The following is a 16,322-nucleotide window of genomic DNA, read 5'->3' on the forward strand; positions in this document are numbered from 1 at the left end:
TCACTGAGTCCAAAGGTTTCACTGAAGACAGCGGACTCAATGTTGGAGATTTCGGCAATGATCTCACTGAAACCAGAGGTCAGGTTGCTAATTTCGGTCAGGATGCCACCAACAGCGGTCTCGATGAAAGAGATTTCGGACTTGATTTCCGGCAAACCAAAGGTTGGGTTGAAGATTGCAGATTCGATATTGGAAACTTCCGCCTTAATCTCACTGAGTCCAAAGGTTTCACTGAAGACAGCGGACTCAATGTTGGAGATTTCGGCAATGATCTCACTGAAACCAGAGGTCAGGTTGCTAATTTCGGTCAGGATGCCACCAACAGCGGTCTCGATGAAAGAGATTTCGGATTTGATTTCCGGCAAACCAAAGGTTGGGTTGAAGATTGCAGATTCGATATTGGAAACTTCCGCCTTAATCTCACTGAGTCCAAAGGTTTCACTGAAGACAGCGGACTCAATGTTGGAGATTTCGGCAATGATCTCACTGAAACCAGAGGTCAGGTTGCTAATTTCGGTCAGGATGCCACCAACAGCGGTCTCGATAAAAGAGATTTCAGATTTGATTTCCTCTAAGCCAAAGGTTGGGCTAAATACAGCAGATTCAATGGCAGAGATTTCTGATTTAATATCCGATAACAAAGCACCTGGGCATTCAACATTAAGTGTGCTTACAATGGAGAGTATTTCGGATACTTCGGATTTAATTTCTTCCAGACCAAAGGTGGGGTTGAAGACTGCGGATTCGATATTGGAAACCTCAGCCTTAATCTCACTAAGCCCAAAGGATGGGTTGTTAATCTCGGTCAGGATGCCACCGATAATGGTCTCGATGAAGGAGATTTCAGACTTAATTTCTGGTAAACCAAAGGTAGGGCTAAAGACAGCGGATTCAATATTAGAGATTTCGGATTTGATTTCCTGTAAGCCAAAGGTTGGGCTAAATACAGCAGATTCAATGGCGGAAACTTCTGATTTAATATCCGATAACAAAGCACCTGGGCATTCAACATTAAGTGTGCTTACAATGGAGAGTATTTCAGATACTTCAGACTTAATTTCTTCCAGACCAAAGGTGGGGTTGAAGACTGCGGATTCGATATTGGAAATCTCAGCCTTAATCTCACTAAGCCCAAAGGATGGGTTGTTAATCTCGGTCAGGATGCCACCGATAATGCTCTCGATGAAGGAGATTTCAGACTTAATTTCTGGCAGACCAAAGGTTGGATTAAAGATACCATTCTCGATGTTTCTTATTTCACGCTTAATTTCTGGTAAACCAAAGGTGGGACTAAATACGCCCCTTTCGATGTTGCGTACTTCTCGTTTAATTTCCTGTAAGCCAAAGGTTGGACTGAAGATGGCACATTCAATATTTCTAATTTCCCTTTTAATTTCCTGTAAGCCAAATTTCCTGTGATTTAACAAGCAGAAAATAAGTTTTAGCTTAATACAGGTAAAAATAAAGCACTTTAACAATTTGTCATCATGGGGGGGTTGTGGTTTGCAAGGATTATGAGGTTTACAGGGATTATGGGGGGTACAGGAATCATTCCATGCTCCATCATTGCAGCCACAGTGGCTGCCAAAATCATCAAAATCACCAAAATCATTGGACCCTGCCCAATCGAGCATATTACCCCAATCCTGTGCATTCCCCCAATCGTCCCCAAAGCCTAAGGATTGTTCTAATTTACTTAGGCTACTGGATAGATCTTCAATGATTTGCTCTGCAATGTCATCGGGCAAACCATTTGGGTAGGACTTAAGCACATGGTCGGGAATATCACCGGTTAAATCTTGGGCGGAATAATTTGGGACCTTATCAAGCATGGATTCAACCATTGTTTTGATATGTTTCTTGAACTCCGTTTGATTCATTATAAAAAGTACCTCCTTTCCGTATTCATGTTAATTTATTCCACTAACCTGGAATCCGTTACACCATAAACTAAAAAAACACCCGAAGCGGGTGTTTTTCTAGTTTAATTTTTATGCGATGGGAACCTGCTGTTTTTGTAAAATTTTCAAAATCACGGTTATCGTCATTTTTTCTTCTACTTCTTTGAAAAATTTTTCTTCAAAGGGAAGATTCATACCACAGGGGCGTTGGCGATTTAGATATTCGGTGTAATCTAAGACCCTTGCACTAATTAATTCACAGTAAGGTAGTTCATTAAAGAATTCTTGACTTACCTGATTGTATTCAGAAAAATCGCCGGAAAGTAAATGATCTTTTTCGGCAAAGCCAGGGCCGGATAGTTGTTCGGTGCGGAAGAACTCAAATTCTTGTGTCGTATTTGTTAGCAAAGTAGCTGGTGGTGTTGTAAAGGTAACCGATGTCATACAACTAAAGGGAACATCCACGGTGCAGTGACGAAGGTCACCACATACTCCTTCGTGATTTGAGCAAAGGCGGGTAGAATAATCGATGTTTTTACGGACAAATCCTTTAATGGAAAGCATGGCGGGACCAGTGATGGCACCCGTGCCATTGGGATCTTGCAACAGCAAGCATTGAGTAACCTTTACCTTGTGCTTGATGAATTTTACTTCCAGCGCTGGTTCCGGTAATTTAATGATGGAGTTTACTGGAATAGTAATTTGCAATTCGGACAAAACCACGGGAATTTTTACAGTAACAGGTAATGTAGCAACAGGTATGGTTATAGAAGGAAATGTACTGGAACATTGACATTGTGTTCCACCAGTAACAATTTTACTGGGTTTAAAGGGTGGGCAGCATCCTGACATATTATCAAACCTCCTTTTATATGATACTGCATGTTATTCAACATAGGTAAGGTTTGATACAAAAAATTGGAAGAGGAGCCAAAAAAACTAATTTTAGGAAGATAATCTCTTATCAACCATGCTTTTTTAACAAACCCCTATAAACTAGTTTCACAAAGCACGACATCAGCTTTAAGGGTACCTTAGGCTGAAGGTTGATAACTAAAGTATAAATACAATTTTTTTAATATAAAATTTAAAATTGGTAACATATTCCTATTAAGTTAAATACTATATGGTAAGAAATGTAAAACAAAATAACCAGGGACTAAATCCCTGGTTACGTCTTGAAAAAACCTTGGCTGTCTGATTAATTGCTAGGGAGTACCATTGGTAATGGGTACTTGTTGATTTTGCAGTACTTTAAGAGTAATGTAGAGAACCATCTTTTCTTCCACTTGGGAAAATTCTTTTTCTTCAAAGGGAATGGTGGTATTTGGTCTCGTGCGGTTAAGGTACTCATCATACTCAACAATTCTTGCATTGATCAGTTCGCAATAGGGTAATTCTGTAAAGAATTCTTCACTAACTTGGTTATACTCTGAGAAATCACCGGAAAGAAGATGGTCTTTTTCGGCAAAGCCCGCATTACGGGGTAACTTTTCTCTGCGGAAAAATTCAAACTCATCCCGGGTATTGGCAATGGGGGCTTGGGGTGGTGTAGTAAAGGGAATGGTTGTTGTGCAACTGTAAGGCACATCAACTGTGCAGTGACGGATATCGCCGCAAACCCCTTCAGCGTTGGAGCAGGACCGGGTAGCATAATCAATGTTCTTACGTACAAAGCCCTTAAGGAATAAGGTTCCTGTGGTGGTTTCTACTGGAACGCCGCCCACGGTGGGTTCTTGCAGCAGCAGGCATTGGGTTACTTTTACACGCTTCTTAATATTTTTGATTTCCAGTGCTGGTTCCGGTAAAGTGATGACGGAATCCAGATTTACCTTTACAGTTATCTCTGATATTACCACAGGAATTTTAACTGTAACAGGCAAAGTAGCAACTGGTATGGATACGGCTGGAAATGTACTGGCACAGGTTGGCTGGGAGCCACCGCCAATTACTTTAACACATGCTTGCTTACAAAAAGCATCATTATTGGACATGTCTCTAATCCCCCTTAATGTTTTATAGTGCATGGTATTCAAATCAAACCAATGGTGTTACATTATGGGAAAAAATCAAGAAAAATTTGTTCTGCAAGCTATTTTCTGTTAACTATGGTTCATGTGTAATCCTTGGGGCAATCCTTTGTGGTATTTGCAAATCCATCGTTATCCAAAAATTCCTCCATTGCCTGCTGTAACTTTACGATATTATCCAATTCGCAATGAATATTATCTTCGGAGTTCCCCTGTTGAACGGAGTCCTCTTCGATTATGGAAACCTCCTCAGATTCTATCCCCTCAGATTCTTCCTTCATCATTTCATCGTCTTGGTCTACCGTTTTTGGAGGTACGATGGGGGGCGGCGGTGGTTGAAAGGGAGAAAGCAAAACCTGTTGATTTTGCAGTAGTTTAAGGGTTAGGTTAAGAACCATTTTTTCCTCGATTTGTTCAAATTCCTTCTCTCCGATAAGGGCTTCTTCATTATCAGGGTGGGATCCCTCAATAAATTCATCGTATTCGAGTATCTTGGCACTGATCATTTCACAATAAGGCAATTCGTTAAAATGTTCCATGCTAATTTGGTTAAATTCACTCATATCTCCGGAAAGAAGTTGGTCCTTTTCAGAAAAACCCTTGCCTTGTAATTTTTCTTTACGACTAAACTGGAACTGACTAACACTATTTTCCAGTATCGGTAAAGGTAAGGTTTGATAGGTAACAGTAGTTACACAGTTAAAAGGAACGTCCACCGTACAATGACGGATATCGCCACAAACACCTTCAGAGTTCGTACATTGTGAAGTTGCATAGTCAATATTTTTGCGGATAAAGCCCTTTATGAAGAGGTTACCTGGATTGGTAACCGTTCCAGGTTCCTGGAGCAGTAAACATTGGGTCAGCTTTACATTTTTCTTAATTTCTTTTATTTCTAAGGCGGACTCAGGAAGTTTGATCGTGGAATTTAAAAATAACTGTATCTGAAACTCTGATAAAACCACCGGGATTTTAGCTTTAAATGGGCCAACAATTGGTAAGAGATTACCGCTAAATATCTCACTGGTACAATTATTTAAAATTTGACCAGTGACCTTAGCACATTTTTGGAGATTAGACGATTCTTTTTTGTGTGGAAAGATTTCTGTTTTTGTTACTTTAGATTCAGCTAAAGGGGCCACGGCCTTCTCAGGATCGTCAAATATTGCAAGGGCTTTAATTTCTTGAGTTATTTCTAGGGGTTCTTCTTTTATTTCTAAGGAGTCCTCTTTTTTAGGTAAAACATCTTTAATTTTATCGAAGGTCTCTGCCTTTATCCATTTTGCGGAGATAATATCGAGTTGAGATAATTCCTCCAAATCAACACGGATATCATCCATGATTTCTGGTTCAAGAATTTGATAAATGTCCTCATCCGGGACAAAGGCTTGAGTGATCTGTGAATCACGAGATTCATCTTCAAAGGCATCTTCCTGGTTCCTCTGGCTTGGCATAATGTCCTCTTTAAGGACTTCCTCTTTAAGGACTTCAATCGTTTCACTTTCCTTTTCATCATTAGGGCTGCTATAAAAGGAGCTATTTTGTATGTTTGGGTTTACCTGGACTAATAATTTTTCAAATTCCTTTAGTATTTCTTTATTTGTATATTGACTTCTACCAGGTAGGAAGAAGTTTTTAAAATCAAACATGTCTATCCTCCTCCAACTTTTTATAACATGCTATTCAAGACTGTTTGAACAGGTTATTGAAAATCTTTAAAAATTAAGATTATTGTCAATTACTTTTTAAATACTATCGTTGCAAAAATGAAGCTGACGATACCGGCAGCTTCATTTTTTTGCAATTATTATAGTTGACCCTGGAAGTAAATGTTAAGTGTGATAGCACTGGCAGCATTTACGGCACTGTAATATAACCGTGCATATTTTAGGAAAGTAGTATTGACAAAGGTTTGCATGCTGTTTTGGTTAATGGTGGTGTTGCTTACATCATCAATCCAATGAATGTTGTCGGGGCTTATTTGCAGTTTAACCAGTGCCTGGGCGTTTTCCTCAAGGGAAGCATTAATCACCCCGTAGGTCCAGGCATTGACCGTAAAGATATTTGTTTCAGCGATGGGACCGCCGTTTACATCCGCGTTATCTGCCACCACGATAATTACTTCGGTGGTACCGATAGCTGTATTAACTGAACCAGTTACCAACAATCCGCCCGCAGGAGGTGTAATGGCTAACCCATCGGCAGAGGCTGTGACGGTGAGTCCATGGGCAGGTGCGGTGATGGCCAGCCCCGTTGAGGTAATGGCTAAACCGCCCGCAGGAGGTGTAATGGCTAACCCATCAGCAGAGGCTGTGACGGTGAGTCCATGGGCGGGTGCGGTAATGGCCAGCCCTGTTGAGGTAATGGCTAAACCGCCCGCAGGAGGTGTAATGGCTAGACCATCGGCAGAGGCTGTGACGGTGAGTCCATGGGCGGGTGCGGTAATGGCCAGCCCTGTTGAGGTAATGGCTAAACCATCCGCAGGAGGTGTAATGGCTAAACCATCGGCAGAGGCTGTGACGGTGAGTCCATGGGCAGGTGCGGTGATGGCCAGCCCCGTTGAGGTGATGGCTAAACCGCTCGCAGGAGGTGTAATGGCTAAACCATCGGCAGAGGCTGTGACGGTGAGACCATTGACAGGTGCCGTGATAGCCAACCCCGTTGAGGTGATAGCTAAACCGTCCGTAGGCGGTGTAATGGCTAAACCAGTTGATGTAATTGTCAGATTACCGCTGGAATCGGTGTTTAATGCGGTATTATTGCCCCCATAAATCTTGATGCGAGCGTAATCCGGATTGTCCTGAAAAATTTTAAAGTTAGGCATATTGTGCTGCCCCCTTTGTTAAATTTTACCTCACCTTAGAATATTTCGGTGGATTGTAGAAAGTTACACTTTTTATGCATATTTTAAAAAAGAATGTTAATTTTAAGGGAGTATTCGCGATGGCAAACCAGATTAGTTTATGCATGATTGTTAAAAATGAGGAAGCAAACATTGGTAGGTGTTTACAAAGTGTAACTGGCGTTGTGGATGAAATGATTATTGTTGATACTGGTTCAACCGATCGGACATTAGAGATTGCAAAGGGATTGGGAGCTAAAATCTTTCACTATGAGTGGAACGATAATTTTAGCGAAGCTAGAAATTATTCACTGGAGCAGGCAAAATCAGACTGGATTTTATTCTTAGATGCAGATGAGGAATTGACGAATGAGAGCAAAGGTAATTTGGAAAAATATGTTGGGGAAGAAAAGTGTGAGGGGTATTTTATTAAAATAATTAATTATATAGGCAAAGAGGGGTGGGTAGAAACCTGCCCTGACTTGGTGTTCCGCCTCTTTAGAAATAAACCGCAGTACCGCTTTCACGGTGCTATTCATGAACAAATTGCCGATGTAATTCTCAAAAATAATAAAACGGCATCCTATCAAATCGCTGAAGGGATTGTAATCAATCATTATGGCTACTTAGATAGTCAAATAGAAGAAAAAAATAAAAAAGAAAGAAATCTAAAAATCATAGAAAAGGAAATGTCAGAAAGCCCAAATAACTACATTTTACAATATCACTATGGGATTGAATTATTTCGTTTAGAGAGGTTTGCAGAGGCTGCAAAGGTCCTCATACAGGTGGCTAACCAAACGGACACCGGTACAATTTACTTCCCTAAGCTGTTAAGATATATCGTTCTTTCTTATTACTCAGCCAAACAGCCGGCAAAGGCCCTGGAGGTAGTGCAGCTTGGCAGCAGATTTTTTCCTCACTATGCGGATCTTTATCATTATGCCGGCCTATGTTGTCTGGACCTAAAACGTTATAAAAAAGCCGCTGAATTTTTCCTGCAGGCTGTGGCCTTGCCGGAACAGCCGCCCCAATTTGCATCCTTTGCCGGGGTCAGGGGCTTCCGTTCCTACTATTATCTCGGTCAAATTGCCGAAAAGTTTTTAAACCTTGAAGAAGCTCTGCAACACTACCTGGCTAGTCTAAGGGATAATCCTCATTTTATCTATTCACTGGAAAGGATTATAAAGATACTAGAGCCCCGTCAAAACCCAGATTACACGAAGGAATGTTTAGAGAAGGTTCTTGATTTCAACAGTACCCAGGCCATGTTGGCACTCTCCAATATTTTTTATGACCAGGGTGCTTATCCGTTATGCCTTGAATTTATTGACCAGGTTATTGCCCGGGGAATTGTCTCAGGGGAAATTATGCTCCGGAAAGCCTTTTGTTTGATTCAAAGGAGAAGGGATCTTGAGGCACTAAGAATTTTAGGGGAGTTTACCCCGGAAAGCCCTCTTTACCACCTGGTTAAATTTAATGAGTTATTTTGTTATTGGGTTCAAGGTAAGAAAAAAAAGGTTCGCGGGATAGCGGATACTTTCCTAAGCATGGGACTTTCGGAGGATACAGAAAGCATTCTTAAATTGATGTTGAAATGCCAAGAGAAGAGAAAGACAGCACGAAAAATTCATATTGGGACGGATGGCGTTGCTCTGCTGTTGGACATTGTTAAGAGACTGCTTGATTTAGGGCAAATTGAAAGGGCTTCTGAGATGCTGGCCGGAGTTGTTCCCAGATGCCTGGAGGATAAGAAACGGGATTTTATTCTAATTTTCTATGAATATGGTTACCATGAAAAAGCGGTTGAATTAATTGAGGAGCATTTAGAACTTGAACCCACAGGAGAGGGACATTTTCTTCTGGCTGAGATATACAGCAAGCAAGAACGTTACGTTGAGGCCGAGCTGCATTACCGCTATGCATTAGAAATGGAGCCGGACGTACCCCATTATTATATGAAGCAAATTGAGTTTTACGAGCAGTGGAGGAAGGTTCTAAGGACAAATTCTTCGGATAATAACGAGGGTATAGCGGATGGAGGGGCATTTAAACATGAGTGAAATGACCATAAGTTTAGCTATGATCGTTAAAAATGAGTCCTCCCGTCTGAGTACCTGCCTGGAAAGTGTCAAAGCTCTAGTTGATGAAATTGTTATAGTGGATACTGGCTCTACCGATGATACCCCTCAGATCGCATACCAATATACTGAGAAGGTATACTTTTATGCGTGGCAGGGGGATTTTGGTGCTGCCCGTAACTATGCCATTTCCCAAGCATCCGGTGACTGGATCCTTTCCCTTGATGCAGATGAGGCATTGATTTGTGATTTTGTTAACCTTAGGGATTTAATCAGAAGTGACAAAAATGTTGAAGCATACATGGTACCCCTTGAACATCCAATTAACGAACAAACCGGGGAATTCAATAACTTTCTAGTTCTTCGCTTGTTTAGGCGGAAAGCGGATTATTATTTTATGGGCAGGATTCATGAACAGATCGTTGTTAACAACCCGGAGGTAGTAGCCGTAGCAGAGGGCATAAAGATTAAACACGGGATGCTATCGTCAAAGGAACGCAACAAGAAGAAGAGACGAAACCTGATCGCATTAAGGAATGAAAGTAGCCATGATCCCGAGAATTCATTTGTTAATTATTATCTGGGTGTGGAGTGGCTAGGTCTAGGCAAACCAAACCTGGCTCTACCATATCTGGAAAAAGCTTATAGAGATTTAACGGATGATTCCATTATGTTTAAGTCAGCCGCCTTGCGCTATTTACTGACCTGTCTGAACCTAATGAAGGAGTTTGACAAAGTCATCATCCTGGGTCAGGCAGCAGCGTTACGTTACAAGGGCTATCCAGATGTTTATTACCTGACCGGCTGTGCCTTGGAGGAAAAGGAAGAATATAAACTGGCCATTAAATGGTTTAAGCAAGCTACCCAATGTGATGCACCGGCAGCACTTTTTAGTCACCAACAGGGTACAAATGATTTTTTAGCCTATTATCATTTAGGCTTTTGTCACGAAAAAATTAATAGCATGCAAGGTGCCGAACAGTGTTACGAGCAAGCAATCAATCACAATAACCAGTATCACTATCCGAGCAACGGCTTGTTTCTGGTTAAACTTTATCGATGCGGTTGGAACGATACATTACAATACTTCAGAGAAAAAAACTTCTTTAATAATCCTCGCATAGCCCTAACAGTGGCTGAGCTCTTTAATAGAATGAAATTACCCCAGTATGCCAAACAGTGTTTAGTGGAGATGAAGGATCAGTTTGAACCAACCATTGAACTTCTATACGGCCTGGGAAAGTACCATATTTTATCTGGCGACATAAAGCAAGGCCTAGACTTTATGGAACAAGTGCCCGATGAGAGTGACCTTTACCTTGAGGCCAAAACATATATGGCACTGGGGTTACTCTTAAAGGGGAATTACCACTTGGCTAGGACGATGAGTTTAGAGCTTTGGAGGAAAAAAGAGCATCGATTTGCTGCCAGGGTGCTTAATCATTTGAGTCAGTTTGTTCATAGGGGTTTGCCCTTTGACAATTATCTGAAATATGAAAAGGAAGATGTCATCACCTTTTATCTAAAATTACTTGCTATCTGCCATGACTATCTGCCGGACTATCCCAGCAGGGATGTTTCTCAGATACACAATCTTTTGACAACATTGCAAAGGGCGGTAACCTTTCTTCCTGGGGGCGGCCACAGACTGAATCGTTACTACTTAGAAAAAATGAATGAAATAAAAGGGTTTGTTGATTATAAGTTTTAAAGTTGGTGAATGGCAAATTGTCAGGAAAAACCGTGAGTCTGTGTTTGATCGTAAAAAATGAAAGAGAACGTTTACTCAATTGTATTAATAGTGCGAGACAAATTGTTAATGAGGTTGTCGTGGTAGATACGGGCTCCACAGATGACACCGTTGGGATTGCCAGGGCAGCAGGGGCCAGGGTATTTAGCTATGCCTGGCAGGGTAACTTTTCTGATGCGAGAAACTATGCTTTGGAGCAGGCTACAGGCCAGTGGATACTGGTACTGGATGCAGATGAGGTTCTGGCACCGCTGGACGTGAATTACTTTAATAAGCTGCTTGCCGCTGATCAGGTTGAAGGTTACTTCGTTTCGATTCAAAGTTATCAGGGCGATGGCGGAGAGATTATGACGGACAATGTTGTCAGACTCTTTAAAAACAACCCCTTATACCGATTTAGCGGTGCTATTCATGAACAGGTGGCACCGTCCATTCTCAAAGAAACGGCTGGAAAGGGTCTGCGGGCCTGCTCCCTCCTTATTAACCATTTCGGCTATCTTGATATTGAAATCAAAAAGAAGGAAAAATTTAAACGTAATACCTTCATTATTATCAAAGAGCTGGAAAAAAGCCCCGCTGATCCCTTTCTTTTATATTCTCTGGCCTTGGAATATTTTCAGCGGGGTTTGATAGCCGAGGGTGTTAAATGTTTGGAAAAAGCTCTCCCACAAATGAATGGATCAGAGGGCTATTACCAGGATGTTATCGTTGCCACGGCTAACGGTTTATTAAATCTTGGCCAATTGGATCCATTATTTAGGTTCCTAGAGGAGTTTTTGAAGGTATTTCCCAATCACCAACAGTTGCTGATATGCAGGGGTCTGGGGCAGCTGCAGGCGCAGCAGTATGCTCAGGCTACCGAAGATTTAGTAAGGTCCTTGGGAGAAGACGAAGGTAAATTTCTGCCAAGGCATCAACATCTATGTCTGGTTGGTGATGTTTTGATGTCTTTGGGGCATGTTGATAAAGCGGTGGAACTGTATCTAGCTTCATTAAAGCATGAAAGTGGGTATATCTATCCCTTAATTAAAATTGTCGATTTACTTGGGTGTGCTTATCCGTTAATTGACGAGAAATTGAGCAGAGTAATGTCCGTAAACCGATTGGATCGTTTATGGAGACAGTTATTAAAGGAGCAAAAACCTTCTTATGCAATTGTCATTATTTTTTTAGAGATTGGTTTATTGTTGAAAAAGCCTGATCCAGAATTTATGCCGAGCCAATTAGTACTTGAATTATATCAATTCGTTCATTTTGAGCCTTTTCTTAAGAGGGCATCCTTTAACTATTTATGTGTTTCGGTTAGACAGTTATATTATTATTCTTTAATGTTGGAAAAGGGCTATGCTGATTTTCCAATAAATGATCGAGTAAGCAAGTTAATGAAGGAATTAATGATTCTGTTTGTCAAGGATTACTGCCCAAGGGCTGCTGCCAAAGGTTTAAATGTCTTGGGCTGGAGTGCGTTAGGGGGGGCTGGTGCTGAAAAAGAGAGTATTGATCGGTAGTCCGATAAAACAGAAGAAAGCAATTTTGCAAGAATTTCTACATTCTTTAGAGAAGCTGGAAAGGCGTGGTCTGCAGCTTGATTTTGTTTTTATTGATGATAACAACGACCATAATTTATTGGAGCAATTTGCAAGAAAAAGGGATCATGTTTTGATTTTAAAAAATGATGGAAAGGATTTATATGTATGTGATGAAAAGACCCATCAATGGAATGAACAATTAATCTGGAAGGTAGCCTCATTTAAAAACACTTTCATCGATATGGCCATTAAGGAAGGGTATGATTATTTATTTCTTGTTGATTCAGATTTGTACCTGCAGCCTAAAACCATACGTCATCTAGTCAGCCTAAATAAGGATATTGTTTCCGAGGTCTTTTGGACTACTTGGGAACCGGAATTAGCACCCATGCCACAGGTATGGGTAGCGGATCAATACAAACTTTTTGATTCGAAAAGGGGGGAGCCCCTGGACGAAGAAGAAGTTAAAAAACGAATGATGGCGTTTATTGAGCTGTTGCAAAGGCCAGGGACCTATAAAGTTGGTGGCTTGGGAGCATGTACTTTAATTAGCAGGCAGGCCTTATTAAAAGGGGTTTCTTTTAATGAAATATACAATATCAGCCTCTGGGGCGAGGATCGGCATTTTTGTGTCAGAGCAGCGGCTTTAGGCCTGGAACTCTATGCAGATACTTTTTATCCGCCCTTTCATATCTATCGAGAATCAGAGCTGGCAGAGCTTAAAATGTATAAGAGAAAGATGGGTTTAATCAGGAAAAAAAAGCAAAGTCAGAAGGACACCGGGCAGGGAAAGGGCGACAAAATCACACTGGCCATGTTAGTACGCAATGAATCTGGCCGGTTTTTAGCGCAAGTTTTAGCTCAGGCCAGGCAATACATTGATAATGCAGTAATTCTGGATGATGCCAGCGAAGATAATACCATTGAGGAGTGCAAGCAGGCATTGGAGGGGATACCCCTGACGGTGGTTTCTAACCCGGTTTCAGGTTTTGATAATGAAGTAAGTCTCAGAAAACAGCTTTGGCAAATGGCCGTTGGGACGAAGCCAGATTGGATTCTAATACTGGATGCGGATGAGGTTTTTGAAGCCAGTGCCCCTGCAATATTAAAAAATTTAGCTAAAAGGAAAGATGTTTACTGGTATTCCTTTCGTCTTTTTGATATGTGGACGGAGCGTCATTATCGGGAAGACAGACACTGGTGTGCCCACCAATTCTTTCGTCCCTTGATGGTTCGCTATATACCAGGCCATGACTACCGGTGGCATGAAGCACCCCTTCACTGTGGCAGGTTCCCCCTTAATATAAGTGGTATGAATGGAGAGAACCACCCCTTGAGAATTAAACACCTGGGGTGGCTGAAACCAGAAGACCGCCTGGCTAAGTATTATCGCTATAAAAAATTGGACCCACAAAGCAGATATGGCATAGCAGAGCAGTATGAGTCCATATTGGATCCCTGCCCAAACCTTGTAGAATGGGTGGAGGAAAAACAAAGATGAAGAATTCCTGAAATTTTAAGTTATTACACAAAATATGCCTTTCTAACATAACGTATATAAAAGGACATGAGGTGTAGTCCCGATGTCTATTTATAACATGGGTGCCATTAAGGATACCTTTGTATTTAATGATAAATTGGCAAAGCCCCAGTGTCATTCGCCGTATCTGCCTGTTGGGAAAATCCGTTCAGGATTTATTAAAGATACAAATTATATTTCCTATGTTTTTTTTGATCTTGCGGAAGTACCTGAAAACCAAGGGATTTCTAAAGCTGCATTATATTTTTATTTTTTTGACCCACCTTTTCTGGGGTTACCGCCAGAATATCTAGGTATTCAATTATTGGCTGGACCATTTAAAGACTGTGGTACTGATTTTTATAATAGGCCGCCGATCATACCTGGAACTTTAAGGATAATACCCATTCATCACAAAGCGAATTGCTTGGTCATACCAGTTACAGATTTTGTTAAAGCCTATCGAACAGGTCGAGTTAAGAACTTCGGTTTTGCACTGGTACCCGTACATAAGGGTACGAACGGCGTTTTACTTTTCCATGGTTCCGATGGAAATGATAAACTAAAACAACCTTTACTAAAAATAAAAACCTTTACTGGTAATCCTTCTAATAAGATAAACTGGGAGAAGGTCTATGCTGTAAAGGAACAGGCAACCTATTCAAGCACAGTGGAGGTCTGGAATTACTCTGTTTTTAGTTTTATTGTTAAAAACATTGGCTCAGAGAATGTACTGATAAAACTACAGGATAGTCCTGACAACGAGACTTTCATTGATGAAGAGCCTGAAATTGAGTTGGTTCCGGGACAATCGAAGGTCGTGGTTAGCAATTTTTTTACTCGTTATCTAAGGCTTACGTTTCGCTTAAAGGTTGATAAATGTGCCGAAGGATCAATTAGGATTTGGGCACAGGGCAGACAATAAAATGTAAAAGTGCTGTTAAATTGTGCCTGGGGAATTTGTCTGGCATTAATTGTAAAAACAACTTTTAAACTTAAAGGAAAGCAACAGGAAGCTGGTACATAAAAATTGTACCGGCTTCCTGTTGCTTTTCCACCAGGGGTGGTTAGCCCCGCTCAACTGCTTTTTTCAGTGCATCATAATGTTCTTGTACATAACTTTGTGATACGCCACTGCCGTGGGGCTTGCTATTATGTAAATACATATCAAAGTGTCCAGTGACCTCATTGTCTTGAATATTTTCGATGGTTGTATGAGGCATGCCAGAGAGGGAAGCTGCAATATTTTTGCCATCAATATGAATGCAAACTGGTCTGGGTGTCCAAGTCCAAGTGTTAAAAAGACTTAGCATGATCTCCGTGTCCTCTTTAGTTAGGGGCTCCACATCACAATGATTGCTTCCCCCTAATACTTTAAGCTTTAAAACCTTCCCGGTTGCTATATCTGTAATAGAAAAGGTTCGGTTTGGTTTAAGGATATGAATGCCCTCCTCAAACCAATCAACTAATTGACCGTAACGGGCAGAAGAATTTTCCTCTAAGGCATCGCTGCGGTTGATATCGCTACCACGGGATACCGTGCCCTTTAAAACTAGTGTTTGTCCTGCATAGATAAGATCACCCTTGAGATTGTTTAACTGACGCAGGTTTTCAACGCTAAGACCGTGTTTATTTGCTATCAGCCCTAGGGTATCCCCTGGTAACACCGTATAAAGGGTATTATTTGGGCGGTAAGCTGCAACGGTAGAAGCAGGCTCAGGCTTTTCCTGGGTTATCGCCGGGGAAGTGAGAGGAAGCCAGCCATTCTGGTTGGTATTATTCGTGGTGGGTTGTATTTTTTCCTTTGCCACTGGTTGCTGGGCACCTGAAATTTCATCAAGATAAAGAACTTGTCCCACGGTAAGAGAGTCATTTTTTAAATTGTTTAAGGCTTTTATTTTCTCTACAGAAATACTATAGTTTTGGGATATTTTCCAAAGGGAATCGCCTTCTTTGACGGTATGATTGGAAGCAAAGACAGGGTTTGTGCTTAACAAAAGTGAGAACAGGAGTCCTGGTAAGATATATTTCTTTTTTATCATTTGGCAAACTCCTTTAGGCAATGTTTATATAAAGCTTCATAAATTCTACAGGATGATCCATAAATATCCATTACTACCATTTTAACGATAGGATAATGTTATTTCAAGCAGAAAAAAGTTTCGTTTTTTACTACGGTTTATCAAAGGAGATTTAAATTGAGACAGGATTTTTTATGATGGGTGAGAAATATCTATTTAGAGAACAAGATAAGATAGGTGATAAACAATGAGTAAAAACAAAATTCGCAAAAACCTTACGGATCAAGAAATGTTTGCCGGTTACAAGGAAGAGGCTACCTTTGAAAATACTTGGGAGGATACAATTGTCCATAAACCAAAAATTAAACCTGTCAAGAAAGATTCCGATCAGGAGGGCATGCATTCCTTTTTCACCCCGGAACTTCAAGAACAGGTTGGTAAAGCTTTGTTGGAACTTAAACTAGAGCTTTATAAACAGGGAATTATTGATTATCGGCTGGAGGTAAGCCGGGAGGGCAACTCAGTGGTACTAACGGCCTTCAATGCGGTTGGCAAGCAGAAGAAACCTGAAAAAGCTGTGCCGAAACGTTAAGTTTCGGCACAGCCCCTTTCTCCGTATTCCGTTTACCCTTTGCTTGTGACTGCCCGC

11 protein-coding genes and 1 pseudogene are annotated in these 16,322 nt (G+C 41.0%); 6 read left to right on the plus strand and 6 right to left on the minus strand.

The window, feature by feature from the left end:
- From V6C11_RS01080 to V6C11_RS01100, 5 genes and pseudogenes are all read right to left on the minus strand, one after another.
- A pseudogene (locus tag V6C11_RS01080) lies at positions 1-1,880 on the minus strand (hypothetical protein); the annotation flags it as partial.
- A gap of 111 nt (positions 1,881-1,991) precedes the next feature.
- Complete coding sequence (locus V6C11_RS01085; protein ID WP_333529231.1) at positions 1,992-2,753, minus strand: CsxC family protein; 762 nt, start codon at positions 2,751-2,753, stop codon at positions 1,992-1,994.
- 356 nt (positions 2,754-3,109) lie between these two features.
- Positions 3,110-3,895 carry a CsxC family protein gene (locus tag V6C11_RS01090; RefSeq protein ID WP_333529232.1) on the minus strand — a complete coding sequence of 262 codons (786 nt, stop codon included), beginning with the start codon at positions 3,893-3,895 and terminating at the stop codon, positions 3,110-3,112.
- 119 nt (positions 3,896-4,014) lie between these two features.
- Positions 4,015-5,580, minus strand: a complete 1,566-nt coding sequence (locus V6C11_RS01095) for a CsxC family protein (RefSeq protein ID WP_333529233.1) — start codon at positions 5,578-5,580, stop codon at positions 4,015-4,017.
- Between the two features lie 158 nt (positions 5,581-5,738).
- Entirely contained in the window at positions 5,739-6,755 is a 1,017-nt protein-coding gene (locus tag V6C11_RS01100) for a DUF6385 domain-containing protein (RefSeq protein ID WP_333529234.1), read from the minus strand.
- A gap of 119 nt (positions 6,756-6,874) precedes the next feature.
- Here V6C11_RS01100 and V6C11_RS01105 point away from each other — a divergent pair, with 119 nt between their 5' ends.
- The 5 genes from V6C11_RS01105 (at position 6,875) to V6C11_RS01125 (ending at position 14,577) form a co-directional block, all read left to right on the plus strand.
- On the plus strand, positions 6,875-8,836 hold the full coding sequence (locus tag V6C11_RS01105) for a glycosyltransferase (RefSeq protein WP_333529235.1): 1,962 nt from the start codon (positions 6,875-6,877) through the stop codon (positions 8,834-8,836).
- Entirely contained in the window at positions 8,829-10,565 is a 1,737-nt protein-coding gene (locus V6C11_RS01110) for a glycosyltransferase (protein ID WP_333529236.1), read from the plus strand. The genes V6C11_RS01105 and V6C11_RS01110 overlap by 8 nt, the downstream gene beginning before the upstream one ends.
- A 17-nt stretch (positions 10,566-10,582) precedes the next feature.
- On the plus strand, positions 10,583-12,112 hold the full coding sequence (locus V6C11_RS01115) for a glycosyltransferase family 2 protein (protein ID WP_333529237.1): 1,530 nt from the start codon (positions 10,583-10,585) through the stop codon (positions 12,110-12,112).
- Positions 12,087-13,634, plus strand: coding sequence for a glycosyltransferase (locus V6C11_RS01120; protein ID WP_333529282.1), 1,548 nt, complete (start codon positions 12,087-12,089; stop codon positions 13,632-13,634). The genes V6C11_RS01115 and V6C11_RS01120 overlap by 26 nt, the downstream gene beginning before the upstream one ends.
- A gap of 82 nt (positions 13,635-13,716) precedes the next feature.
- Positions 13,717-14,577: a DUF6385 domain-containing protein gene (locus V6C11_RS01125; protein WP_333529238.1), complete on the plus strand. Its 861-nt coding sequence runs from the start codon at positions 13,717-13,719 to the stop codon at positions 14,575-14,577.
- 142 nt (positions 14,578-14,719) lie between these two features.
- Here V6C11_RS01125 and V6C11_RS01130 read toward each other — a convergent pair whose 3' ends face one another.
- Positions 14,720-15,694 carry a LysM peptidoglycan-binding domain-containing protein gene (locus V6C11_RS01130; protein ID WP_333529239.1) on the minus strand — a complete coding sequence of 325 codons (975 nt, stop codon included), beginning with the start codon at positions 15,692-15,694 and terminating at the stop codon, positions 14,720-14,722.
- A 226-nt stretch (positions 15,695-15,920) separates the two neighbouring features.
- On the opposite strand from V6C11_RS01130, the gene V6C11_RS01135 reads away from it, so the two are divergent.
- Positions 15,921-16,265 (plus strand): hypothetical protein, encoded by a 345-nt coding sequence (locus V6C11_RS01135; RefSeq protein WP_333529240.1) that lies wholly within the window; start codon positions 15,921-15,923, stop codon positions 16,263-16,265.
- The last annotated feature ends 57 nt before the right edge of the window (positions 16,266-16,322 follow it).

Source organism: Desulfotomaculum sp. 1211_IL3151, from assembly GCF_036763075.1.
In the GTDB taxonomy this organism is placed as follows: Bacteria; Bacillota; Desulfotomaculia; order Desulfotomaculales; family Desulfotomaculaceae; genus Desulfotomaculum.

Coding starts and splice junctions, on each gene's coding strand:
- V6C11_RS01085 (WP_333529231.1), bottom strand. CDS start 2,753: ATGTCAGGATGCTGCCCACCCTTTAAACCCAGTAAAATTGTTACTGGT.
- V6C11_RS01090 (WP_333529232.1), bottom strand. CDS start 3,895: ATGTCCAATAATGATGCTTTTTGTAAGCAAGCATGTGTTAAAGTAATT.
- V6C11_RS01095 (WP_333529233.1), bottom strand. CDS start 5,580: ATGTTTGATTTTAAAAACTTCTTCCTACCTGGTAGAAGTCAATATACA.
- V6C11_RS01100 (WP_333529234.1), bottom strand. CDS start 6,755: ATGCCTAACTTTAAAATTTTTCAGGACAATCCGGATTACGCTCGCATC.
- V6C11_RS01105 (WP_333529235.1), top strand. CDS start 6,875: ATGGCAAACCAGATTAGTTTATGCATGATTGTTAAAAATGAGGAAGCA.
- V6C11_RS01110 (WP_333529236.1), top strand. CDS start 8,829: ATGAGTGAAATGACCATAAGTTTAGCTATGATCGTTAAAAATGAGTCC.
- V6C11_RS01125 (WP_333529238.1), top strand. CDS start 13,717: ATGTCTATTTATAACATGGGTGCCATTAAGGATACCTTTGTATTTAAT.
- V6C11_RS01130 (WP_333529239.1), bottom strand. CDS start 15,694: ATGATAAAAAAGAAATATATCTTACCAGGACTCCTGTTCTCACTTTTG.
- V6C11_RS01135 (WP_333529240.1), top strand. CDS start 15,921: ATGAGTAAAAACAAAATTCGCAAAAACCTTACGGATCAAGAAATGTTT.